We start from the raw sequence: 23,790 nt of genomic DNA on the forward strand, positions 1-23,790 counted from the left end.
AATGTCTACAGTGGCATTTCATACATTAGGTTGTAAGGTAAACCATTATGAAACAGAAGGAATTTGGCAAATTTTTAAACAGCACGGCTATGAACGAGTTGACTTCGATCGTGAATCAGACGTTTATGTAATTAATACATGCACCGTAACAAATACAGGAGATAAAAAAAGTCGTCAAGTCATTCGTAGAGCGATTCGTAAAAATCCAGAAGCAGTAATCTGTGTAACGGGTTGTTATGCGCAAACATCACCAGGAGAAATTATGGAAATTCCAGGGGTAGACATTGTTGTTGGCACGCAGGATCGTGAAAAAATGATTGAGTTAATTAAAGAACATCAAGAAACACGTTTGCCAATCAATGGTGTATCTAACATTATGAAAAATCGTGTGTTCGAAGAAATGGATGTTCCGGTATTCTCAGATAGAACTCGTGCTTCGTTAAAAATTCAAGAAGGATGTAATAACTTCTGCACATTTTGTATTATTCCTTGGTCACGAGGACTCCTTCGCTCAAGAAAACCTGAAAATGTGTTAAATCAAGCACAACAATTAGTTGATGCGGGTTATAAGGAAATCGTGTTAACTGGTATTCATACTGCTGGATATGGTGAAGACATGAAGGATTATAACTTTGCTGATTTATTACGTGATCTTGAGCATAAAGTAGAAGGATTAAAACGTATTCGTATTTCTTCCATAGAAGCTAGTCAGATTACGGATGAAGTGATTCAAGTGTTAGATGAATCAGAAAAAATTGTTCGGCATTTACATATTCCACTACAATCTGGTTCAGATACAGTATTAGAAAGAATGCGTCGAAAATATTCAACTAGTTATTATAAGGAAAAAGTAGATCGAATGAAGCAAGCCTTACCTGGACTTGCTATTACATCTGATGTAATTGTAGGTTTTCCTGGAGAAACTGATGAAGAATTTCAGGAAACATATAATTTTATAAGAGAGATAGGTTATTCTGAGCTTCACGTATTTCCGTTTTCTAAACGTACAGGCACTCCAGCAGCAAGAATGGCTGATCAAGTGAATGATGATATAAAAAATGAACGTGTTCACCAACTTATTGAACTTTCTAATCAGCAAGCCAAAGAATATGCTTCGCAATATGAAGGAGAGATATTAGAAGTTATTCCTGAGGAACAAGATCAATCAGATAATAATAAAACGATGTTAATTGGTTATACAGATAATTATTTAAAAGTAAGGTTTGCAGGTACATCAGATATGATTGGAGAAATTGTTCGTGTGAAAATAACACAAGCTGGGTATCCACTCAATGATGCTGTATTTGTTCGTGTGATGGATCAACCTGCAAGAAATGAAACAATTACCGTTTAAATATCAAACATTTATTTACCACAGTATTTTTAACTGTGGTATTTTTTATGCGCAAAATTAATTTGAGATAAAAATTTTTAGAATTTTTAATTTTAAGTATTGCTAAATTTTAACTTATATATTATTATTAAATGAACTAATCCGATGAATTAAATCGGAATTAAAATGAAATTAAATTCTAGTGAAACAAAAAGACTTTCAGATACCTTAAGCTTTTAGATAAACTAGGCTGTATTAAGCTAATAAAACAAGTATGTGATTGAACGCAAGAGCACAATATCATGTATAGAAAGGGTGAACAGTATGATTCTTCTAGAACAAATTTGTAAGAAATATCATCGAGAAGGGCAAGAAATAGATGCGCTAAAAGATATTAACATACAAGTTGAACAAGGCGATATCTTTGGGGTAATTGGTTATAGTGGAGCTGGAAAAAGTACCCTTGTTCGATTGGTGAATTATCTGGAAAAACCAACAAGTGGAAAAGTAGTTGTTGATGGACAGTGTTTGAACAAATTAAATAAACACCAGTTACGCAACACCAGGAAACAAATCGGTATGATTTTCCAGAACTTTAATTTATTGGAGTCGAAAACAATCTCTCAAAATGTTGCCATGCCGCTAATTTTAGAAAAAATGAACAAAAATGAAATGAAAACAAGAGTTAATGAACTTTTACAGTTTGTCGGTTTAGAAGATAAGCAAATGAGTTATCCAAATGAATTATCAGGTGGTCAGAAGCAACGTGTTGGAATAGCAAGAGCACTTGCTACTAATCCAAGAATCTTATTGTGTGATGAAGCAACATCTGCTTTAGATCCTCAAACAACACAATCAATTTTAGAATTATTAAAAAAAATAAATAAGGAATATAACATAACGATCATGCTAATTACACACGAGATGCAGGTTATTCAGCAAATATGTAATAAAGTTGCTGTAATGGAGCAAGGAGAGGTTATTGAGGTTGGATCTGTATTAGATGTATTTGGTTATCCTGAACAGCTAACAACGAAAAAATTTGTTCAAACAGTAATTAGCAATAAAATTCCCTCAAGTATCAAAAGAAAATTAAAAGAAAAAAGCGAAAAAAATATATACAAACTTGAAATGGTTGGTAATCATGCTACAAAATCTATTCTTCATCAATTAATAATTAACTATCAGCTGCACCTCAATGTCATTTATACAAACATGGCAGAAATTCAAGAAACGACACTTGCAATCTGGTATGTGCAAATCGAGGGAGAAGAGCGAACAAAGCGAGCTGCAATTGATTTTTTAGAGAGACAAAAAGTTCGGATTAAGGAGGTTACAATAGAATGATAGAAACAAATGTTACCTTAGAACAATTTTTGCAAGCTATCATTGATACTTTATACATGGTAGGAGTGGCGTTATTAATTGGGGCGCTTATCGGATTTTTTTTAGGTGTTTTAATCGTTGTCACTCGTCCAGGTGGTGTCATAGGAATGAATTGGATTTATGTATTGTTAAATCCAATTATTAACATAGTTCGTTCCGTTCCTTTCATAATCTTGCTAGTTGTAATTATTCCTTTCACACGAATAATAGTAGGTTCATCAATTGGCACTAACGCAGCAATTGTTCCGTTAATTATTTATATTTCACCGTATATTGCTAGATTAGTAGAGAATTCTTTACTTGAAGTAAGTTCTGGGATTATTGAAGCTGCAGAATCAATGGGAGCAACGCCTTTTCAGGTGATTTGGTACTTTTTATTACCAGAAGCATTCGGTTCTTTAATTCTCTCATTAACCACTGCAACAATTTCATTGATTGGAGCTACAGCAATGGCTGGAACCGTTGGAGGAGGGGGGATTGGAGATTTAGCAATTGTTTATGGCTATCAGCGCTTCGATACATTCGCTATGGTTGCTACAGTTGTGATACTAATTATTTTTGTGCAGGTAATTCAGTCTTCGGGTAACAAATTAGCACGTTATATTAGAAGAAATTAATTTAGGAGGCTAAAATATGGTTGAGTGGAATAAGAAAAGCCGGTTTGAGGCACATTTAAATGGAAAACATGCAGATCGACCGATTGTTAGTGCTTGGTATCACTTCCTAGATAAAGAACAAACTGCTTTAGATTTAGCTGAGGCAACAATCGAGTTTGCCAATAAATTTAATTGGGATTGGATAAAAATTAATCCTCGAGCAACTTATCTAGCGGAGGCATTCGGTAATCAATACGATTTAAACGATTATCAATGGGTTTTTCCTAAACAAACTAACGCAGTTGTAAAAGAGAGTAAGGATGTATGGAACATTAATGAGATTGATGTGGAGCAATCAGTTCCGTTACAAGAACAACTTGAAACAGTTAGCATAATACGAAAAGCATTACCTGAAACACCAATTGTGCAGACCCTTTTCTCTCCCTTAACCATCTTGTTGTTTCTTACTGGTAATTCTCCTTATGTTGATCAATCGGTATATGGTAGTGAGAACCCATTATTAATTAAAGATTTATTTAGAAAAGAACGGTCAGGTGTTCATAAGGCGTTACATGCAATTTCGCTAACAATGGCAAGCTATGTGAAAGAGTTGGAAACTGTAGGTGCTGATGGTATATTTTACGCCGTGACAGGTACTGCACATCCAGCATTATTTGACGAAGCAGCTTTTAATGAGTTTTCTAGGCCGTACGATTTAATTGTATTAAATGCAATGAGTAAAGGTAAACGGATTTTGCATACGTGTGGTGCACAAGCACATCCAAAACGATTTGATAATTATCCAATTGAAGGTATTAGCTGGGACGCAAATGCTGAAGGGAATCCAGGACTAAATATTTCTTTGAATAAAACAAAAGTAGCTGGTATAGATCATCACACGTTCGCTGAAGCATCAGTTACATCAATTCGTGAACAGATAGAATACGCATTAGAAACAATGAAAAACCAACCATTTTTATTAGTTCCAAACTGTTGCGTGTCATTTGATGTAACAGATGCAGCGCTTCGAGAATTAAGAGAGAACATTAAATAAATACATGTGAAAAGGGTGATAATGCAAATGAAGAAATTACTATTATTTATTGCTTTAGGAGTATTGTTTTTATTTACAGCTTGTGGAGATGATGAAGCTACAGGTGAGGAGAAAAAAGATTTGGTGGTTGGTTTTGGTGTGGGGACATATGAAGAACAATTTCGTGCAAGTATCTTGCCCATTTTAGAAGAACAAGGGTATGATGTGACGGTCGAAGTATTCTCACAAAACATGCAACTTAATCCAGCGATGAAAGAAGGGTCAATTGATGCAAGTGTATTTCAAAGCACAGCGTATATGGAAGGAATTAATGACGAATTAGGGATGGAAATGTCACCTATTGCGTATGTTCCGGGTGCTCCTCAAAGTTTACATTCTGTTAAATATGATTCGATGGATGAAGTTGAAGATAATATTACAGTTGCACTACCGAATGATCCTGTCAATCAAGAACGAGCAGTGCGCATATTGGAAGACTTAGGATGGGTTAAAGTTAAAGAAGGTGCTGGGACTACTGACTTTAATTTAAATAGTGTGGAGTTAGATAAATATGAAATAGAATTTAAAGTGTTAGATCCAGCACAAATTTTAGTATCTTTAGAAGATGTTGATTTTGGTGTTGTGAATGGAAATTACATTGCCGATGCTGGTATGAAAATTACCGATGCATTAAAAATAGAGGATACACCATTAGAGCACCGGATTATTGTTACCACCTTAGCAGAAGATAAAGATACAGAGTGGGCGGCAGATTTAACCGCTGCATATGAGTCAGTGGAATTTGAAGAATATATTTTATCACAAGAAAAATATGATGGCTTTATATTACCGGAAGCATGGGAAGATAATAATTAATATAAACAGCAGAGACGTATCTCTGCTGTTTATATTAATTTTATAAGGAAAAATCTCATTTAGGCTAGGTGTATGCTGTGAAGTATTTACTGCTACGCCTTGTTATATTTTTTGTGACTTAGATATTATTTTTTTCTCTAAAAATGGTATAAAAGGTATCACAATTATAACAGAAAAAATGTTAAATAAAACGGCAGTATGAGCCAGTTGATTCACACTATTTGTTGCTAGTTGTCCACCAATATAAGTAACCAGTGATAAGAAAGGAACAACTATCAATACGGTGAATATATTAAAGATGGTATGTGTGATAGCAACTAATTTAGCTTGCTTTGATGTTCGAATCGAGGCAACTAAAGTTGTTACACAAGTACCAATATTCGATCCTAACATAATTGCAATGGAGGTGGTTAACGTGATGATGTTTTCATGTAATAAGCTAGCTGTTAAAGCAAAGGTGGCACTTGAAGATTGAATGACTGCACTAATGATAACACCAATGAGTAACCCCATCTCTGGATAAGTTTGTGCAGATGAAAATGCGTATTTTAAAGAAAAACTATCATTAATTAAGGGCATTAATGATTGGAACCCATCCATCGCAATAAATATATTTCCTAGACCTAGAAGAATACATCCAATATAAAAAATATTCTTTTGATTAATAAAAACAAATATAATTCCAGCAAATAAACTGATATGAAAAGGAAATATATCTCCTAGAGTAAGTAATTCCCCAGTAATGGTTGTACCAATATTGGCACCAAGAATAATTCCTATTGTTTGTCTAAATGTTAGAATCCCAACAGTCACCATGCTAATCGTAATAATCAAAACAACAGAACTGCTTTGTAAAATGGCAGTAGCTATTGTACCGATCATAATACTTCCAAGTAGATGATTGGTACTTGTAGAAATCCAATTAGTTAGCTTTGACTCCGCATAAAACTTCATACCAGTTTGTAATAAGCGCATGCCTATAAAAAATAGCATGATAAATACGAATAATAAAGATATAAGTTCCATAATGGCTCACCTCTAATTAAACTATATGGACATGCACCGACAAACATGTTAAGAATTCAACGATTAGCCTAAACAAAAAGTTGACCTACAAAATTCCTTATATTATAATGTCAAAGAGACATGTGTAGCGTATACATATGTCGTAACAAATTGTTGATGCTTCGGAGGGAGGGAAATTAGCATGTCAAACACAACTCGCGTTCGTAAAAACGAGTCTCTTGAAGATGCTCTTCGTCGCTTTAAGCGCAGTGTATCAAAATCGGGTACATTGTCAGAATACCGTAAGCGTGAATTCTATGAGAAACCTAGTGTTCGTCGCAAGAAAAAGTCTGAGGCGGCTAGAAAGCGCAAGTAATTTTAATTGCATGAACGGAAAGGAAGAAGCTTGATTTTTTTTCCGAGAAGAGGGTGTAGAACGATAATGTCATTACTAGAACGTCTAAACCAAGATATGAAAGTAGCAATGAAAAGTAAAGATAAAGAAAAACTAAGCGTTATTCGCATGGTTAAAGCATCTTTACAAAATGAATCTATCAAATTTGGTAAAGACGAATTAAGTGAAGAAGAAGAAGTAACTGTTTTATCTCGAGAGGTAAAACAAAGAAAAGATTCCCTCCATGAATTTAAAGAAGCTGGACGCGATGATCTTGTAGAAAAATTAGTAGCCGAATTGAATGTTTTACAAGCATATATGCCTGAACAGCTGTCAAGTGAAAGATTGGAAAAAATTGTATTGCAAACCATTGAAGAAGTCAATGCTACTTCAAAAAAAGAAATGGGTAAAGTAATGGGTGTTTTAATGCCTAAAGTAAAAGGCAAAGCGGATGGAACTGAAGTGAAGCAGCTGGTTCAAAAGCACTTGTCTTAATCTGTTTAATGATTTATAGACGAATAATCTCCTATCATATTTACGTGGTAGGAGATTATTTTTATGAAACTATTTATGCTATAATATATAATTAAATGAAACTTTTTACTGAGATTCTGCGTAGATAATGTACATAATAGTAAGAATGGAAAGGAGGGAGGGAGAGTGAAAAGTTTGAAACGTTTTACTTGGATAACTTTGATGACCTTAGTCTGTATGATAAGTTTTCAAATGCCAATTAGTCATGCTGAAGACAATGGTAACGGAGATGGAAAATTAGTATATATCATACCGATTGAAGAAGAAGTAGAACGTGGTTTGGAAGCTTTTTTGAAGCGCGCAACGAAGGAAGCGAAAGAAGCATCTGCTGATCATATCATACTTGAACTGAATACTCCTGGTGGTCGGGTGGATGCGGCGAATAATATTGCAGTGTTGTTGCAAGATTTAGATATTCCAACAACATCACTTATTACTAGTCGTGCGCTGTCTGCTGGATCGTATATATCATTAAATACAGATAAAATATACATGAAGCCACAAGCTACGATGGGCTCTAGTGGAGTCATTAACTCAGATGGATCAGCAGCAGATAAAAAAGCGCAATCAGCATGGCTAAGCGCCATGCGTAGTGCGGCTGAGTCAAAAGGAAGAGATCCATTGTATGCAGCGGCTATGGCTGATGCTAGTATTGACCTTCCTGAATATAATGCGCCAAAAGGCGAATACTTAACATTAGGGCCATCTGAAGCGGTGGAGATTGGTTATGCAGAAGCTATAGTCAATCATCGAACGGAATTATTGAATGAACTGGGGCTTAGTAATGCGGAGATTGTAGAAACAGAAGTGACCTTTTCAGAAGCTTTGGCACGTTTTTTTACAAGTTCTACAGTAGTACCGATATTATTATCATTAGCTAGTATTGGTTTAATTGTCGAATTATATTCACCAGGATTTGGTATACCTGGTTCGATTGGCTTAGCTTCACTTCTTTTGTTTTTCTATGGACATATTGTTGCTGGATTTGCTGGATATGAAGCAATCATTTTATTAGTTTTGGGCATTGTTTTAATTGTTGCAGAGTTATTTGTACCTGGAGGAATTGTCGGATCTCTAGGTGTTGGTGCTGTTGTAGGTTCATTATATATGTCAGCACCTGATGTAGGAATGATGAGTGTAAGCATTGCAATTGCATTTGTGGTAGCTGTTATTACAGCTATATTATTGTATAAATTAATGGGGTTGGAAAAAGGTATTTTTAGACATGTTATTCTTAGTGATGCCACAACAAGAGAAAAAGGATATGTTTCTTCAGTAAATCGATTAGAATTAATCGGATTAGAAGGCATAGCACTCACACCACTTCGTCCATCAGGAACAGCTATATTTGAAGGAGAACGACTTGATGTTATCACAGAGGGGGGGTATATCGCTAGCCAACAGCCAGTAAAAATAATCAAAACAGAAGGTTCAAGAATTGTTGTAAGAGAAATGAAAAACACATAGGAGGAATTGAGTTATGGGACCAGATCAAATTATATCTTTGGTTATCATTGGTATTATCATTATAGCAATTGCTGTACTATTTACCTTTATTCCAGTAATGTTATGGATTAGTGCACTAGCTGCAGGAGTAAAAGTAAGTATTTTCACTTTAGTAGGAATGCGGTTAAGACGTGTTGTACCTGCTCGTGTTATTAATCCATTGATTAAAGCTCACAAAGCTGGAATCAATGTGAATACAAATCAGCTAGAAAGTCACTATTTAGCAGGAGGTAATGTTGACCGTGTCGTTAATGCATTAATCGCGGCTCAACGTGCAAATATTGAACTTAGCTTTGAGCGAGCTGCTGCAATTGATTTAGCGGGTCGTGATGTACTTCAAGCGGTTCAAATGAGTGTCAATCCGAAAGTTATTGAAACACCATTCATCGCTGGTATTGCCATGGATGGGATTGAAGTAAAAGCAAAAGCTCGAATCACTGTTCGTGCAAATATTGATCGTTTAGTCGGTGGTGCTGGTGAAGATACCGTTATTGCTCGTGTTGGTGAAGGAGTAGTAAGTACGATTGGTAGTTCAGAAGCACATACTGCAGTTTTAGAAAACCCAGACTCTATTTCACACAATGTTTTAAATAGAGGACTAGATGCGGGAACGGCATTTGAAATTCTTTCCATAGATATTGCTGATGTTGATATTGGCAAAAATATCGGTGCGATTTTGCAAACTGATCAAGCAGAGGCAGATAAAAACATTGCGCAAGCAAAAGCGGAAGAGCGTCGCGCGATGGCTGTTGCTCAAGAGCAAGAAATGGTTGCGCGTGTTCAAGAAATGCGTGCTAAAGTTGTGGAAGCAGAAGCTGACGTTCCATTGGCATTGGCTGAAGCGTTACGTTCAGGTAATATGGGTGTTATGGATTATATGAACTATAAAAATATTGATGCAGATACTGACATGCGTGATTCAATAGGTAAATTATCTGAAGACGATTCTGATGACGAATAAGTACTACAATCGCTTAACGTGTAAACAGATATCTTCTAAAAGGAGCGATGGCAAATGGATGATATTGTAGCCATCCTAACAATGTTATTTGCTGTTGGTGGTGGGTTGTTTGGTTTGTTTGGGCAGAAAGACGACTCAGATGACAAAAAAACATCTATGCCTTTGCCAAATCAAAAAAAGATACAAACATCTCATAAGAAAGCAGAGTATAAGGCAGAGGATAATGAAACAAATCCAGAAAATACGAATGTTTATCTTGATGAAAAACAGGCTCAGTTAGATGACTTAAAAGCTAATATGGAAATTAATTATGATCAAGTTAATTTACCACCTGTAGAAAACAGAACTACTTATAAGAAAGATAGAAAGCAGGTTAAAGTTAATAAAAGAAAAACTTCTTTCTCTATTAGTAAAAATATTTCTAAAGAAGGATTAGCCGAAAGTGTTATTATGGCAGAAGTACTCGGCCCGCCACGAGCCAAAAAACCATATCAAAGAAAAATATATAAATGATAAGATCTTCCCCCATACCCAGTCATAAGGTATGGGGGTTTTCTGTTAATAAAACTTAACATGGAATGATAAACAAGTCTTGATTAAATAAAAGCATCATGTACACTTCATTATTTTCCTAGTTCTGTTTTTTTACCACATACATATATTAAAAATGGAGGGGGTATTTGGATGAATAAATGGCAACAACGTTTTAGTAATTGGTTAATACATCATCTTAAATTACCTTCTGATACCGTGTTAGAGCTACCAAGAATTACAACAATTGGTCAGTTTCATGCTTATATTGAAAATCATCGAGGTTTAATTATTTTTAAAGATAAAGAAATACAATTAAAGATGGAGCAAGGAATATTGAAAATTATAGGTCAAGATTTTGTCATAAAAACACTTTTGCCAGAAGAAATACTTATTGAGGGAACCATTTACGCTATTCGATTTGTGAATAGTGACAATAACGAACAGTAGTCAAACTATTGGGGGATGGAATATGAATAAGATTCAGGCCACATGGTTACAAGGTTATGTTCAATTGAAGATAGTAGGGTATCATCCAGAGCTATTCTTTGACTTATGTGTCAGACATCATATCAATGCTTGGAATATAAAAAAAATCGATCAAACAACTTGTACGGGTAATATTTACATTAAAGATATTAAAAAAATGCGAAGATTAAGAAAACAAACACGATTTAAAGTATATTTCATAAAAAAGAATGGACTCCCTTTTCTGTTTAAGCAAACGACAAATAATCTTCCCTTAATATTAGGGTTAACAGCTAGTTTTTTTTTAGTGTTATTTTTATCTAATATGGTATGGAGCATTGACGTACAAGGTGTAAGACCAGAACTAGAAAAACAAATACGCATTACACTTAACGAAAATGGCGTGTACAAAGGGAAGTTGAAATTTTCAATTCGCTCGGTAACAGAAATGCAGCAACTGTTATTGGACGAAATACCTGAATTATTATGGATAGGTGTTAAAGAAAATGGGACAACTTATGCATTAGAAGGCGTAGAGAAAACTCAAATATCGGAGAAAGAAGACGCTTCACCACGTCATATTGTAGCAGCGAAAAATGGGGTGATTACCGATATGTATGTATCCAAAGGTCGTCCAATGGTTTCGGTAAATGATTATGTAAATAAAGGGGATATTTTAGTTGCAGGGACGTTAAGTGAAGAAGAAGTGAAAAAAGAAAAGAATAAAGATCAAAAGAAGCGCCATAATCAGATAGCTGCGACAGCAGAAATCTATGCAAGCACATGGTATGAATCTAATGTTACTATTCCTATTGAAGCGGATTATCATGTGCTAACTGGTGAAACAGCAAACAAATATTATTTTAATGTAGCCAATTTTTCTATACCTATATGGGGTTTTTTTGAAGAGGAATATACTGATCAACAAGTCGAGATAGAGAAACGCTCAATTCACTTTTTTCAATGGAAATTACCCATACATATAATTAAAAAGGAAGTGTATGAAAGAGAACATGTACAAGAAAAACGAACAAAGGAAGAAGTGAAGAAAATAGGTATTGAACAAGCGAAAAAAAATTTACAACAGCAATTAGGAAGCGATGCGGAAATAAAAAAGGAGAAAATTTTGCATGAAACTGCTGAGAGTGGTAAAGTGAAACTACGCTTATACTTTACCGTAAGGGAAAACATAGCGAAAATACAAGATCTGTCTCAAGGAGATTAATTTATGTCGGAAGCATTACACCTTATTGATTTAGAAATTAACGATCCTAACGAAGCACTTACATTATTCGGTACTGAAGATAAGTTTCTGAAACAAATTGAACAACAATTACAGGTTTCTATTATTACTAGAGGAGAGCAAGTTCGTATCTCTGGCAATGAAGAAGAGGTTAATGTTATTCAAGAAATTTTAAATGCACTCTTAAAAGTAATCAGAAAGGGACTAACCATTTCTGAAAGAGATGTTGTTTATGCTGTTGAACTCGCTAAAAAAGGAAAGATACATCAATTTGAAACGCTTTTTGAAGATGAAATCATTAAAAATGCCAAAGGTAAACCTATACGTGTTAAGACGTTAGGACAACGTAAGTATGTTAATGCAATGAAAGCAAATGATTTAGTTTTTGGAATTGGTCCTGCTGGCACCGGAAAAACGTACCTTGCTGTAGTAATGGCTATCCAAGCGCTTAAAAGTGGTAATGTAAAACGTATCATTTTAACTAGGCCAGCTGTTGAAGCTGGAGAAAGCTTGGGTTTTTTGCCTGGTGATCTAAAAGAAAAAGTAGACCCATATCTTCGACCGCTTTATGATGCACTCCATGATTTATTAGGAGTAGAATACACGTTGAGGTTGATAGAACGAGGGACAATTGAAATTGCTCCTTTGGCATATATGAGAGGGCGAACATTAGATGATGCTTTTGTCATATTAGATGAAGCACAAAATACAACGCATGCACAAATGAAAATGTTTCTTACGCGTCTTGGTTTTGGTTCAAAAATGGTGATCACTGGTGATATCACTCAAGTCGACTTACCCAAAGGGGTACAATCTGGTTTGAAAACAGTAGAATCTAAACTGAATGACGTTTCTGGTATTTCATTTATATATCTTCAACAAACCGATGTTGTCCGACATCCACTTGTCCAAAAAATAATTGATGCCTTTGAAGCATCTGATAGTAATCATATGGCATAAAACATATCAGAATCCTTCCTTCTAAGTTAGCAATAATAACAGGGACAAGGTATTCTGTTTCTCTTCCTTATAATTCGATAATTATAAGGTTTTTTATATTCATGTGATATGTCTTTTCTTCAAAACAATTAACTAAGTATATACATCAAGTTTAAATCAGTGTATGATAAAAGTGACAATAAATAGAAGGATTCCTACTAAACATTCGGTAGCTATCTTGTACAGTGTAGTAGCTGGAAAAGGGGAATATTGATGAAAGAAAAGTGGGGAAATATATTTCAATCCATCGGTTCATTAAATAAGCCGATGTCTATGATTTTATCGAGTTTTTTAATTGGAGGTCTATTTTTTATATTCATGTTATCAAACGTTTTCACAGAAACGTTTGAAATCGAACGATTTAATAATGCAAAAGAAACGATACGGTCACCGATAACAATAGAAGATAAGAAAGAAACAGAACAAAGACGTAGAGAAGCCATTCAATCAGTGAAAGATCGTTATTATATTTCCACGGATACGATTGATGAGCGAATGGGCTATATAGAAGAGTTATTCGATGCAATTGCAACGATTAAATCAAACCAATCTGAGGAAAAAGAAGAATCATTGTCTGATCATGTGCAGGATTTACAACAAATACTTAGTTCTGAAATTGTTGCAGAAGTAGATCAGCAAACACTCTCTGTTTTATTGGAGATGAGTGAAAAAGATCAATCGGTGGCAAAAGAATTATTGAGAACGACACTATACAATATTTTTAATGATGGCATACGAACAAAAGAAGTAGATCAAGCAATTAAACGGTTTAATGATAGGTTGCGATTTTCAAGCCTAAATAGTGATATAAAGCAAGCGCTAGAAGACATCGGTTCATTTACATTGGTAGCGAATTCATTTTTCTCAGTTGATAAGACACAAGAAGCAGAAAAACAAGCAATAAATAATATTGAACCTGTCATGATACGAGCTGGTGAAGTGATTGTACAAGAAGGACAAACGATAACAAACGAAATTTACGAAAAGTTAGAGCTTGTTGGATTACTTAACACGAACCGTAATTTTTACCCAGTTATTGGTTTAATCTTACTTGTTATATTATTTGTAAGTTTTATTTTTCATGAGTTTGTTCAATTAAATAAAGAGGTAGGTTTAAATTTACGCTCTTTAATTGCTATTGTCGTTATTAGTTTATTGATGATAGCTATGATGAAATTCGCCAGTTATTACACTAGCTCTAGCAACCCGTTATACTATTTATTGCCTGTACCGATTGGTGTCATGCTATTAAAGTTATTATTTCGAGAGAAGACAGCAATTAAATTTGCTTTGATTTTTTCTTTCATAGGTAGTCTAATTTTTAACGGGCAAATTCCGGGTTCACTGAATTCTGAAGTTGCATTATATTTTATTGCCTCACAACTTGCTGGTATTGTTATGGTACACTCGATAAAAGATCGAACCACTATACTAAAAGCAAGTATTGGCATGGCTATTGTCAATGTAAGCATGGTTAGTATGTTTTTCTTTCTTTCTTTTGAAAAATATGAATGGATCTCCCTTTTGCAATATGGAGGCTATGGTTTAATGGCTGCTTTAATTGCTTGTGCATTAACGATTGGCATTTTACCATTTTTAGAATCTGGATTAGGTATTTTGTCTGATTCGAAACTGTTAACATTAGCAAGCCCGAATCATCCATTATTACGTAAAATTTTAGTTGAAGCGCCAGGGACGTATCATCATAGTGTGATGGTGGCGAATTTAAGTGAAGCAGCGTGTGAAAAAATTGGAGCAAATGGTTTGCTTGCAAGGGTAGCATCCTATTATCATGATTTAGGAAAAACAAAATATCCACATTATTTTATAGAAAATCAAATAGGTATACAAAACCCTCATCAATTTATTGAGCCAATCCAAAGCGCGTCGATTATTATGTCACATCCTTATGATGGCGCAAAGATGTTAGAGAAGTATAATATGCCTAAAGAAATTATTGATATTGCTAAACAACACCATGGCACGACATTACTGAAGTATTTTTATTATCAAGCAAAAGAAACATACAAAGACGTAGCAGAGTCTGATTATCGTTATCCAGGACCTAAGCCACAAACAAAAGAAGCAGCTATTATTTCAATTTGTGATTCTATTGAAGCAGCTGTACGTTCAATTGATGCCCCATCAAAAGATAAAATTAACGAGATGATTGAAAATATTATTCATGTTAGACTAACAGATGGTCAGTTAAATGAAAGTTCATTGACTTTTAATGAATTAGAAATGGTTAAAATTACAATTAGTGAAACGTTAAATGGAATATATCATTCAAGAATTCAATATCCGGATGATAAGAAATTGAAGGAGGAGTTATAAATGCATATCGATTTCCATGATCAAACAAATCAAGTGAATGAATCTCACATTGATATGATACAACGACTAATTAGCTTTGCAGCAGAACGTGAAAATATTACGCAAGAAGCTGAAATATCAATTAACTTCGTAGATAATAGGGAAATTCAAATAATTAATCGAAATTATCGACAAATCGATCGACCTACTGATGTAATATCTTTTGCACTTGAAGAAACAGGAGAGGGAGAAATAAAAATAATTGGAGAAGATTTGCCAATTATTTTAGGAGATATCGTTATTTCGATTGATATGGCAAAAGAACAAGCTGATCAATATAATCACTCATTAGAAAGAGAACTAGGATTTTTAGCATTACATGGTTTTCTCCACTTACTCGGGTATGATCATATGAACGAAAATGATGAAAAGGCGATGTTTACTAGACAAGAGGAATTGTTAAATGCGTTCGGACTATCAAGGTAATAAAAAGAAGCATATTGGTTTAAAGTATGCCTTAGACGGGATTCGATATGCATTTTCTACTGAATGGAACCTGCGTATTCATGGCATTGCTTTTATATCCGTTATTGTTCTAAGTCTGTTATTACAAATTTCAAGACTTGAGTGGACGATCGTTATCTTTGTCAGTGGATTAGTTATGGTAACTGAGATGTTAAATACAGTGATTGAACATTTATTGGATTATTTGGCACCTGAAAGACATCCATTAGTTGGGAGAATGAAAGATATGATGGCTGGCACTGTTTTTATCGCTGCATGTATCGCAGTTGTAATTGGTTGTATCATATTTTTACCTAAACTGATAGCAATGTATTAATAATGAAATTGAATGACAAGTAGATATTTGAGAACTTTTGTCGAATGTGTGAAATCGGTTTAAAGATATAGTAAAATAATTTTAGAAACACATTACTGGAGGAAACATCATGGAGCATGCATATAAATCTGGATTTATCACAATTATCGGTCGACCAAATGTAGGAAAGTCTACGTTTATTAACAAAGTAATTGGACAAAAAATTGCGATTATGAGTGACAAAGCGCAGACTACACGAAATACGATTCAAGGAGTTTTAACACAACAAGAAGCACAATTTATTTTCATTGATACACCAGGAATTCATAAACCAAAACACCGATTAGGTGATTTTATGGTTAAGCTAGCAGAGAACACGCTAAACGAAGTAGATATTATTATGTTTATGATTAATGCAGAAGAAGGGTTTGGCCGAGGAGATCAGTATATTATCGATCGATTGGAAAATGTGAACAACCCTGTTTTTTTAATTATTAATAAAATTGACCGAATACATCCAGACAAATTACTTAAATTAATTGACCAGTACAAGGACAAGTATCCATTTGAAGAAATTGTTCCTATATCCGCCTTACAAGGTAATAATGTATCTCATTTGTTGGAAGTATTGAAAACGCATTTGCCACAAGGCCCACAATATTATCCTGAAGATCAAGTAACTGATCATCCAGAGCGTTTTATAATGAGTGAGTTGATTAGAGAAAAAGCACTTGAATTGACTCGTGAGGAGATACCACACTCGATAGCGGTGATCATTGATCAAATCGAAAAGAAAGAAAATGAAAAAGTACGTATTCAAGCAACCATAGTAGTGGAGAGAAATTCGCAAAAAGGAATAGTGATTGGTAAGCAAGGAACAATGTTAAAGCAAATCGGTACAAAAGCACGAAAAGATATAGAAAGCTTATTAGGTACAAAAATATTTTTAGAACTTTGGGTAAAAGTACAAAAGGATTGGCGTAACCGCTCTCAGCTTTTACAGGCTTATGGTTTTAGTGAAGAAGAATATTAACACATGGTAAATTTTAAAACACATGCTTTATTAGGTTATGGAAATTCTATAAGTGAATGAACAATGATAGAAATTAGATGTATCATTAAATAATAAATCATTTATAAAATGGAAAGGTGGGGTTTCTTGTGATCGATTTGTCATGGAGAATATTCACTAAGACAGGAAACATTGAAACCTATTTACTAATGAAAGAAATAGAAGCAGTGTATAATGAAAGTGCGTTAGTACAATTTAGAGAAGTAATTAAAGAATATGATCAAAGAATATAATGTTTATATGATTTTTTTGTAGTGAGATAAGGGATAGGGTGAAACGATTGTTTGAGAAACTAGAAGGGACTATTTTACGTACCCAAGATTATGGGGAAACACATAAGATTGTTACATTGTTTACAAGGGAAAAAGGAAAAATTGCTTGTATTGCTCGTGGAGCAAAAAAGCCTAACAGTCGTATGGCTTCCATTACACAGCCTTTTATCCATGGCGTGTTCTTAATACAGACAGGGAAAAACCTTGGAACGATGCAGCAAGGCGAGGTCATTCTTTCTTTTCGTAAAATAAGAGAAGATATTGTAAAGACGGCTTATACGAGTTATTTAGCAGAGTTAACTGAAAAAACCCTTGATCAACAAGTGGTTGAAAGTTACCTATACGAGCAATTTTTCTTTTCTCTTCAAGCAATCGAAGCAAACAAAGACTCGGATATTATTATGATGATGTATGAATTGAAACTATTTAAAAAAGCAGGTTTTGCCCCAGTGCTAAGTCAATGTGTGCATTGTGAACGAAAAGAAAGTACGTATGCCTTTTCGATTCAAGAAGGTGGTTTTCTTTGTAGTAAATGCAAATATTTGGATAATCATGCAGTCTCTTTATCCGAAAAACTAACTAAATTGTTACAAATTTTTTCTCAAGTAGATCTTCAACAAGTTGGTAATATTTCTGTAAAAAATGAAAATAAGCTAATCCTTAAACAACTGATTGAAGTGTATTATGAGCAATATGGTAGTTTTTTTCTAAAAACGAAAAAGTTTTTAAAACAAATGCATTTCTTTTCAGACTGGTATGATCGAGATGAATGAGTGAGATGGTCAACATATTAACGTATCGTGGTTTAGTTTTTTTGAACAAAGCGCTCATTTTGTCAATGTCAAAAACAAAATATCCATTAACTAGTTCTTTTTGAATACTATTACCATAACGTCTCAAACGATATGAGCTCACTAATATATGACAAAAAATAAAATAAAAAAGTGCGAAATTATTGTTGTGAATAGCACCTCTTATGTAAAGTGATTGAACTTGATACACTTTACAAAAAAGATGAGGTGTTTTTTATTGTATTAGATGAAGTACTTAAAAAATAATCAGGAGGGATCTAATTGATAGAGTTTAAGCGTGTATTGGAAACCAAGTGTATTAGTTCACTAGAGAAGGTATTCCCAGATGAGGAATTGTCATGCAAATCGTTTCATAAGGCATCAGCACTTATAAACGAAACCTATTCCTTTCAAGTTGCCTTTCGAAATAACCAAAGTTTATTTAATCAAATTTTGATTGAAGTGGAATCAGAATTGCGAGATCTGATCACATTAAGATTTGTCGGTCTTGCCCCTTCCGAATTACCGATCTATCATGATCATGATGACGATATGTTGCGTGTAACACCAGGGTTATATCCTGATCCGCTCTATCCTATTCAGGACGAAGGTTTAGTTGGGTTACCTAATCAATGGCGGTCTATATGGGTAACAGTTTATTTAAATGAACAAGTGCCCGCAGGTATTCACAACATAAAAATAGCTTTTAAAATGAAAAATGGTCAGCACCTTGGGGAAGAAACGTTTAAATTAGACGTTATTCCTGTGTCTTTACCTGAACAGAAGCTTATTCATACGGAGTGGTTTCACGCTGATTCCTTAGCTTTAGAGTATGATGTGGAAGTTTTTAGTGACAAGCATTGGGAATGGATGGATAAATATATACATACTGCTGCTAAACATGGCATGAATATGATCTATACACCGTTGTTTACACCACCGCTTGATACGGAAGTAGGAGGAGAACGTCTCACAGTTCAACTAATTGATATAAAAAAAATGGATACACATTATGAATTTGATTTTTCTAAACTAAAAGATTGGATTGTAATGTGTAAAAAGCATGGTATTAAATACTATGAATTTTCTCATTTTTTCACGCAGTGGGGAGCGAAGCATGCTCCGAAGATTATTGTGAACATAAATGATAAAAAACATCAAATTTTTGGTTGGGATACAGATGCAGCAGGGGAGGAATATAGCCAATTTCTTTCACAATTTCTTCCGCAGTTAGTGGAATTTATAAAAGAGCAAAACTTAGAAGACTATGTATATTTTCATATATCAGATGAACCAACACTTGAATATATAGAATCATATCAAAAAGCGAGTGCTATCGTTCATAAATATTTAGCAAACTTTCCAATTATGGATGCTTTGTCAGATTATGAATTTTATGAAAGGGGTTACATGAAGCGACCTATCCCTGCAAATGACCATATTGAACCATTTATTGAGAATAAAGTGGATGACTTATGGGTGTATTACTGTTGTGCACAATATAAAGATGTTTCTAATCGTTTTTTTGCTTTTTCATCTGCAAGAAATAGAGTGATCGGCTTACAATTGTTTAAATATGACATTAAAGGATTCTTGCATTGGGGGTACAATTTTTGGCTTACACAATACGCTAAAAAAAGAATCAATCCATATGAAAACACGGATGGTGGTTATGCTTTTGCATCAGGTGATGCATTTTTGGTTTATCCAGGAGAAGAAGGACCGGTTGAATCAATACGTCTAGAGGTGTTTTACGAAGCCTTACAAGATCTTCGTGCCTTAGAATTATTGGAAGATAAAATTGGGAAAGAACGTGTGATCAAGTTTTTAGAAAAGGAATTAGAACAGCCAATCACATTTAAACAATATCCAAGAGAAACCGAGTGGTTACTTAAAAAACGTGAAGCAATCAATTCATTCATTGTAAAAGAATATATACAATAAGATTTCTATTGAACATTGTTTGCAAATGTTGCATTGTTATGAATTGTAGTGATATGAAAAATCCCGTACCTAAGATGATTAGAATTCTTCCTCATCTTCGGAAGAAGGGAATAGATACATTTTTTCTATTATAAACTGCATGATTTATATTGTTTTTGTATTTATAACTAGTTCAATTTCTTGACAAACGATATGTTTTAACTTATGATCATAAATAGAAAATGACATGTATTGTGCAGATAGAAAGTAGTACCTTTATTTTTTTCTATTTTAGAGAGTTCAGTGATGGTGGGAGCTGAACATAGAGTTTAAAGGGAAGGCGTTCTGGAGCAATTGTGAAAAAGTGGTTATTCGATGAATGACAAATAGGGTGGAACCGCGGGAATCCCCGTCCCTATACTTCGAGAGTATTGAAGTATAGGGACGGGGTTTTATTTATATGTTGGATAGCCCGATATTTGGCTCTATACTAAATGTGGTGGTATCCTCTGTTCTATCAAGGCTTCAACTGAAGAAAAAAACACATGCATTTTCCCCCCGGTGATCAAGCATATGCATTATTTATAGTACACATCTAATAAAAGTGATGATGAAGTGAAAATCATACCATCATATTTGACAGAGAACCGGATGTTTTTAAGGATATATTACTTAGAAAAAATAAAAAGAGACTTTTAGAAACTAACAAATAAGAGAAATGAATTTAAATAAATGGAGGCAAGTAGATGAATATTCAAGAAATGATTTTAACCTTGCAAAAGCATTGGTCTGATCAAAATTGTATATTAATGCAAGCATATGATGTGGAAAAGGGAGCAGGGACTATGTCACCAATGACTTTGCTTAGAAGTCTAGGACCAGAACCTTGGAACGTGGCCTATGTTGAGCCTTCAAGAAGACCGGCGGATGGTCGTTATGGAGAAAATCCGAATCGTTTATATCAACATCATCAGTTTCAAGTCATTATGAAACCATCTCCTGATAATATTCAAGAATTATATCTTGAATCTCTTAAAAAGCTAGGGATTGATCCACTCATGCATGATATCCGTTTTGTTGAAGACAATTGGGAGAACCCAACATTAGGAGCTGCGGGTCTAGGTTGGGAAGTGTGGTTAGACGGAATGGAAATTACACAGTTTACCTATTTTCAACAAATTGGTGGGTTAGAAGCAAAGCCAGTCTCTGCTGAAATCACCTATGGTATAGAGAGGCTTGCTTCTTATATTCAGGATAAAGAGAATGTATTTGATCTAGAATGGACAAATGGTGTCACTGTAAATGATATATTTTTCCAGCCAGAACTCGAACATTCCACTTATACATTTAGAGAATCAGATGCTGATATGCTGTTTGAACTATTTACTACGTATGAAAAAGAAGCGAAGCGTATTATGGAGAAAGGGCTTGTGTTTCCTGCCTATGACTATGTGTTGAAATGTTCACATACTTTCAATTTACTTGATGCAAAAGGCGTAATCTCTGTAACAGAGCGTACCGGTTATATTGGGCGTGTAAGAAAGCTAGCTAGAAAAATAGCAAAATTATATGTGGCAGAGCGTGAAAGACTAGGTTTTCCGATGTTAAAAGAGGGAGGCAATCAGCATGACAACAACTAATGTTTTATTTGAAATTGGCTTAGAAGAAATGCCTGCTCGTTTTTTGACAGATACAGAAAAACAGTTGGAACAAAAAACAATTGATTGGTTAAAGTCAATTCGGTTACCATATGAAAAAATCACAACTTTTGTTACACCAAGAAGATTAGCAGTTGTAATAGAAGGGTTAGCTACAAAGCAGTCAGATCAATCTGAAAAAGTAAAAGGGCCAGCCAAAAGCATAGCCTTAGATCAAGAAGGAAATTGGTCAAAAGCAGCAATTGGTTTCACAAAAGGACAAAAAAGGTCTGTAGCTGATATCTATTTTGAAGAAGTAAAAGGGACAGAATATGTGTTTGTAAACAAGTATATTGAAGGAGCTACAGCTGAAGCGCTATTACCTGGTTTTAAAGAAGTTATTTTACAATTGCATTTCCCGAAAAATATGCGCTGGGCAAATAAAAGTTTGCGTTTTATTCGTCCGATCAGATGGCTAATCGCTATAAATGATTCCTCAGTTATTCCATTTGAAATTGCTGGTGTTACGACTTCAAACGTAACGTATGGCCACCGATTTTTAGGAGGGAAAATAACGGTTCATAGTCCTCTAGCATATAAAAAAGTATTGAAAGATCAATTTGTAATGGTTGAAAGTAACGAAAGAAAACAATATATTATGGAGCAAATAGAGCAATTTGAAGAACAGGAAGGTTGGCATGTTCTGAAAGATAATGATTTGCTAGAAGAAGTAACACAACTAGTTGAATACCCAACTGTGTTTTTTGGGACATTTAATGAGACATATTTAACTATTCCGGATGAAGTGTTAATTACTTCTATGAAGGAGCATCAACGCTATTTTCCTGTTTTAAATGATAACGGTGCATTACTTCCATATTTTATTGGAGTCAGAAATGGTGATGAAAATCACATTGATCTAGTTGCAAAAGGTAATGAAAAAGTATTAAAAGCTAGACTATCCGATGCGATGTTTTTTTACGAAGAAGATCAGAAACAGTCGATTGAAGAAAATAATAAAAAATTAGCTCGAATGGTCTTTCAAGAAAAGCTTGGTACAATTGCTGATAAAGTAAATCGTGTTACTATACTTACTGATAAGTTGTCTGGGTTACTTGAAGTCGATGAAGTTACTAAACGAAATGCCATTCGTGCGGCAGAGATTAGCAAATTTGATTTAGTTTCAAATATGGTAAATGAATTTACTAAGCTACAAGGAATTATGGGTGAAAAATATGCACGTATTTTTGGTGAAGATGAACGAGTAGCTAGAGCAATTAATGAACATTATATGCCGCTATCTACTAGTGGTGCATTACCAAGTACGGTAGAAGGATCCATTGTTAGCATTGCTGATAAATTAGACACTATAGTCGGGTGTATTTCTGTTGGATTAATTCCTAGCGGGTCACAAGATCCATATGCATTAAGAAGGCAAGCGATTGGTGTGTTACGAATGCTACATGAAAAAAAATGGGATGTTTCAGTTGAAACTTTATTAAAAGTGACGAAAGAAGTTTTCCAATCGTTAGATATCGAAACGGAATCAGACGAAATAACTGAAGAACATATACGTTCCTTCTTCTATGCACGTGCTTCATATCTTCTTAAAGAAGCAACAAATGAGCAAGATATTATTCATGCAGTTCTTGCAAACGGGATAGGTAATATTTCTTTTGCTTACAATAAAGCTAAAGTGTTAGCATTGAAAAAACATGATTCTCATTTTAAACAAACACAAGAAGCACTTGTTCGCATTTTGAACATCGCGAAAAAAGGTGAATATACCGGTGTTGATTCCAGCTTATTTGAGAATGACTATGAACAACAGCTTTATGATCAGTACCAGTTAATTAAACCAACATTGACAAATCAACTCCGTGCTTTACAAGCAGAACAGTCGATGGACACATTAACTAAACTAACTGAAACGGTTCATGCATTCTTTGAACATACAATGGTTATGACTGAGGATGAAATAATTAAACAAAATAGAATTTCCTTATTAAAGGATGTTGCTAATTTAATTTACCAGTTTGCTGATTTAAGTATTATTGAATGGAAACAACAAGTAAGTTCCTAATAAGTTGGAGG

At 34.3% G+C, this 23,790-nt stretch carries 23 protein-coding genes and 1 other annotated feature; of the genes, 22 read left to right on the forward strand and 1 reads right to left on the reverse strand.

Features of this window, described 5'->3' with window-relative positions; genetic code table 11:
* The first annotated feature begins 1 nt into the window (after position 1).
* The 5 genes from mtaB to ACH6CY_RS07385 all read left to right on the forward strand — a co-directional run bounded on the left by mtaB (position 2) and on the right by ACH6CY_RS07385 (position 5,224).
* Positions 2–1,354 (forward strand): tRNA (N(6)-L-threonylcarbamoyladenosine(37)-C(2))-methylthiotransferase MtaB, encoded by a 1,353-nt coding sequence (gene mtaB, locus ACH6CY_RS07365; protein ID WP_374066695.1) that lies wholly within the window; start codon positions 2–4, stop codon positions 1,352–1,354.
* A 303-nt stretch (positions 1,355–1,657) separates the two neighbouring features.
* Complete coding sequence (locus ACH6CY_RS07370; protein ID WP_374066696.1) at positions 1,658–2,680, forward strand: methionine ABC transporter ATP-binding protein; 1,023 nt, start codon at positions 1,658–1,660, stop codon at positions 2,678–2,680.
* On the forward strand, positions 2,677–3,336 hold the full coding sequence (locus ACH6CY_RS07375) for a methionine ABC transporter permease (RefSeq protein ID WP_374066697.1): 660 nt from the start codon (positions 2,677–2,679) through the stop codon (positions 3,334–3,336). The genes ACH6CY_RS07370 and ACH6CY_RS07375 overlap by 4 nt, the downstream gene beginning before the upstream one ends.
* Positions 3,337–3,352: 16 nt before the next feature.
* Positions 3,353–4,369: a uroporphyrinogen decarboxylase family protein gene (locus ACH6CY_RS07380; protein ID WP_374066698.1), complete on the forward strand. Its 1,017-nt coding sequence runs from the start codon at positions 3,353–3,355 to the stop codon at positions 4,367–4,369.
* A gap of 27 nt (positions 4,370–4,396) precedes the next feature.
* Complete coding sequence (locus ACH6CY_RS07385; RefSeq protein ID WP_374066699.1) at positions 4,397–5,224, forward strand: MetQ/NlpA family ABC transporter substrate-binding protein; 828 nt, start codon at positions 4,397–4,399, stop codon at positions 5,222–5,224.
* A 102-nt stretch (positions 5,225–5,326) separates the two neighbouring features.
* Here ACH6CY_RS07385 and ACH6CY_RS07390 read toward each other — a convergent pair whose 3' ends face one another.
* The gene (locus ACH6CY_RS07390; RefSeq protein WP_374066700.1) at positions 5,327–6,250 is read right to left on the reverse strand and encodes a Na/Pi symporter; all 924 of its coding nucleotides are present in this window, start codon (positions 6,248–6,250) and stop codon (positions 5,327–5,329) included.
* 181 nt (positions 6,251–6,431) lie between these two features.
* Between ACH6CY_RS07390 and rpsU the strand changes: the two genes are divergently transcribed.
* The 17 genes from rpsU to glyS all read left to right on the forward strand — a co-directional run bounded on the left by rpsU (position 6,432) and on the right by glyS (position 23,779).
* Entirely contained in the window at positions 6,432–6,605 is a 174-nt protein-coding gene (gene rpsU, locus ACH6CY_RS07395) for a 30S ribosomal protein S21 (protein ID WP_067837072.1), read from the forward strand.
* Positions 6,606–6,671: 66 nt separating this feature from the next.
* On the forward strand, positions 6,672–7,118 hold the full coding sequence (locus ACH6CY_RS07400) for a GatB/YqeY domain-containing protein (protein WP_374066701.1): 447 nt from the start codon (positions 6,672–6,674) through the stop codon (positions 7,116–7,118).
* Between the two features lie 216 nt (positions 7,119–7,334).
* Entirely contained in the window at positions 7,335–8,624 is a 1,290-nt protein-coding gene (locus ACH6CY_RS07405; protein WP_374066748.1) for an NfeD family protein, read from the forward strand.
* A gap of 13 nt (positions 8,625–8,637) precedes the next feature.
* Positions 8,638–9,624 (forward strand): flotillin-like protein FloA, encoded by a 987-nt coding sequence (gene floA / locus ACH6CY_RS07410; protein ID WP_374066702.1) that lies wholly within the window; start codon positions 8,638–8,640, stop codon positions 9,622–9,624.
* A gap of 54 nt (positions 9,625–9,678) precedes the next feature.
* Complete coding sequence (locus tag ACH6CY_RS07415; RefSeq protein ID WP_374066703.1) at positions 9,679–10,137, forward strand: hypothetical protein; 459 nt, start codon at positions 9,679–9,681, stop codon at positions 10,135–10,137.
* A 171-nt stretch (positions 10,138–10,308) separates the two neighbouring features.
* Positions 10,309–10,605: a sporulation protein YqfC gene (gene yqfC / locus ACH6CY_RS07420; protein ID WP_374066704.1), complete on the forward strand. Its 297-nt coding sequence runs from the start codon at positions 10,309–10,311 to the stop codon at positions 10,603–10,605.
* Positions 10,606–10,627: 22 nt separating this feature from the next.
* Positions 10,628–11,848, forward strand: a complete 1,221-nt coding sequence (gene yqfD / locus ACH6CY_RS07425) for a sporulation protein YqfD (protein ID WP_374066705.1) — start codon at positions 10,628–10,630, stop codon at positions 11,846–11,848.
* Positions 11,849–11,851: 3 nt separating this feature from the next.
* Entirely contained in the window at positions 11,852–12,826 is a 975-nt protein-coding gene (locus ACH6CY_RS07430; protein WP_374066706.1) for a PhoH family protein, read from the forward strand.
* 252 nt (positions 12,827–13,078) lie between these two features.
* A complete protein-coding gene (locus ACH6CY_RS07435; protein WP_374066707.1) occupies positions 13,079–15,202 on the forward strand; it encodes an HD family phosphohydrolase in 2,124 nt (707 codons plus the stop codon).
* On the forward strand, positions 15,203–15,667 hold the full coding sequence (ybeY, locus tag ACH6CY_RS07440; protein ID WP_374066708.1) for an rRNA maturation RNase YbeY: 465 nt from the start codon (positions 15,203–15,205) through the stop codon (positions 15,665–15,667).
* The gene (locus tag ACH6CY_RS07445; RefSeq protein ID WP_374066709.1) at positions 15,645–16,022 is read left to right on the forward strand and encodes a diacylglycerol kinase family protein; all 378 of its coding nucleotides are present in this window, start codon (positions 15,645–15,647) and stop codon (positions 16,020–16,022) included. The genes ybeY and ACH6CY_RS07445 overlap by 23 nt, the downstream gene beginning before the upstream one ends.
* A gap of 109 nt (positions 16,023–16,131) precedes the next feature.
* On the forward strand, positions 16,132–17,034 hold the full coding sequence (gene era / locus ACH6CY_RS07450; protein ID WP_374066710.1) for a GTPase Era: 903 nt from the start codon (positions 16,132–16,134) through the stop codon (positions 17,032–17,034).
* A gap of 128 nt (positions 17,035–17,162) precedes the next feature.
* The gene (locus ACH6CY_RS07455; protein WP_374066711.1) at positions 17,163–17,306 is read left to right on the forward strand and encodes a YqzL family protein; all 144 of its coding nucleotides are present in this window, start codon (positions 17,163–17,165) and stop codon (positions 17,304–17,306) included.
* 47 nt (positions 17,307–17,353) lie between these two features.
* Positions 17,354–18,118 carry a DNA repair protein RecO gene (gene recO / locus ACH6CY_RS07460; RefSeq protein WP_374066712.1) on the forward strand — a complete coding sequence of 255 codons (765 nt, stop codon included), beginning with the start codon at positions 17,354–17,356 and terminating at the stop codon, positions 18,116–18,118.
* A 300-nt stretch (positions 18,119–18,418) separates the two neighbouring features.
* The gene (locus ACH6CY_RS07465) at positions 18,419–20,080 is read left to right on the forward strand and encodes a DUF4091 domain-containing protein (RefSeq protein ID WP_374066713.1); all 1,662 of its coding nucleotides are present in this window, start codon (positions 18,419–18,421) and stop codon (positions 20,078–20,080) included.
* 227 nt (positions 20,081–20,307) lie between these two features.
* Positions 20,308–20,479, forward strand: a binding site (T-box leader).
* A gap of 326 nt (positions 20,480–20,805) precedes the next feature.
* Positions 20,806–21,699 carry a glycine--tRNA ligase subunit alpha gene (glyQ, locus tag ACH6CY_RS07470; protein ID WP_374066714.1) on the forward strand — a complete coding sequence of 298 codons (894 nt, stop codon included), beginning with the start codon at positions 20,806–20,808 and terminating at the stop codon, positions 21,697–21,699.
* Positions 21,686–23,779, forward strand: a complete 2,094-nt coding sequence (gene glyS, locus ACH6CY_RS07475) for a glycine--tRNA ligase subunit beta (RefSeq protein ID WP_374066715.1) — start codon at positions 21,686–21,688, stop codon at positions 23,777–23,779. The genes glyQ and glyS overlap by 14 nt, the downstream gene beginning before the upstream one ends.
* Positions 23,780–23,790: the final 11 nt, after the last annotated feature.

The organism is Paraliobacillus sp. JSM ZJ581, from assembly GCF_044383835.1.
Taxonomy (GTDB): Bacteria; Bacillota; Bacilli; order Bacillales; family Amphibacillaceae; genus Paraliobacillus.

Bases quoted from the DNA above. Each gene is read 5' to 3' on its own strand.
- mtaB (WP_374066695.1), top strand. From the start codon at position 2: ATGTCTACAGTGGCATTTCATACATTAGGTTGTAAGGTAAACCATTAT.
- ACH6CY_RS07370 (WP_374066696.1), top strand. From the start codon at position 1,658: ATGATTCTTCTAGAACAAATTTGTAAGAAATATCATCGAGAAGGGCAA.
- ACH6CY_RS07375 (WP_374066697.1), top strand. From the start codon at position 2,677: ATGATAGAAACAAATGTTACCTTAGAACAATTTTTGCAAGCTATCATT.
- ACH6CY_RS07380 (WP_374066698.1), top strand. From the start codon at position 3,353: ATGGTTGAGTGGAATAAGAAAAGCCGGTTTGAGGCACATTTAAATGGA.
- ACH6CY_RS07385 (WP_374066699.1), top strand. From the start codon at position 4,397: ATGAAGAAATTACTATTATTTATTGCTTTAGGAGTATTGTTTTTATTT.
- ACH6CY_RS07390 (WP_374066700.1), bottom strand. From the start codon at position 6,250: ATGGAACTTATATCTTTATTATTCGTATTTATCATGCTATTTTTTATA.
- rpsU (WP_067837072.1), top strand. From the start codon at position 6,432: ATGTCAAACACAACTCGCGTTCGTAAAAACGAGTCTCTTGAAGATGCT.
- ACH6CY_RS07400 (WP_374066701.1), top strand. From the start codon at position 6,672: ATGTCATTACTAGAACGTCTAAACCAAGATATGAAAGTAGCAATGAAA.
- ACH6CY_RS07405 (WP_374066748.1), top strand. From the start codon at position 7,335: ATGATAAGTTTTCAAATGCCAATTAGTCATGCTGAAGACAATGGTAAC.
- floA (WP_374066702.1), top strand. From the start codon at position 8,638: ATGGGACCAGATCAAATTATATCTTTGGTTATCATTGGTATTATCATT.
- ACH6CY_RS07415 (WP_374066703.1), top strand. From the start codon at position 9,679: ATGGATGATATTGTAGCCATCCTAACAATGTTATTTGCTGTTGGTGGT.
- yqfC (WP_374066704.1), top strand. From the start codon at position 10,309: ATGAATAAATGGCAACAACGTTTTAGTAATTGGTTAATACATCATCTT.
- yqfD (WP_374066705.1), top strand. From the start codon at position 10,628: ATGAATAAGATTCAGGCCACATGGTTACAAGGTTATGTTCAATTGAAG.
- ACH6CY_RS07430 (WP_374066706.1), top strand. From the start codon at position 11,852: ATGTCGGAAGCATTACACCTTATTGATTTAGAAATTAACGATCCTAAC.
- ACH6CY_RS07435 (WP_374066707.1), top strand. From the start codon at position 13,079: ATGAAAGAAAAGTGGGGAAATATATTTCAATCCATCGGTTCATTAAAT.
- ybeY (WP_374066708.1), top strand. From the start codon at position 15,203: ATGCATATCGATTTCCATGATCAAACAAATCAAGTGAATGAATCTCAC.
- ACH6CY_RS07445 (WP_374066709.1), top strand. From the start codon at position 15,645: ATGCGTTCGGACTATCAAGGTAATAAAAAGAAGCATATTGGTTTAAAG.
- era (WP_374066710.1), top strand. From the start codon at position 16,132: ATGGAGCATGCATATAAATCTGGATTTATCACAATTATCGGTCGACCA.
- glyQ (WP_374066714.1), top strand. From the start codon at position 20,806: ATGAATATTCAAGAAATGATTTTAACCTTGCAAAAGCATTGGTCTGAT.
- glyS (WP_374066715.1), top strand. From the start codon at position 21,686: ATGACAACAACTAATGTTTTATTTGAAATTGGCTTAGAAGAAATGCCT.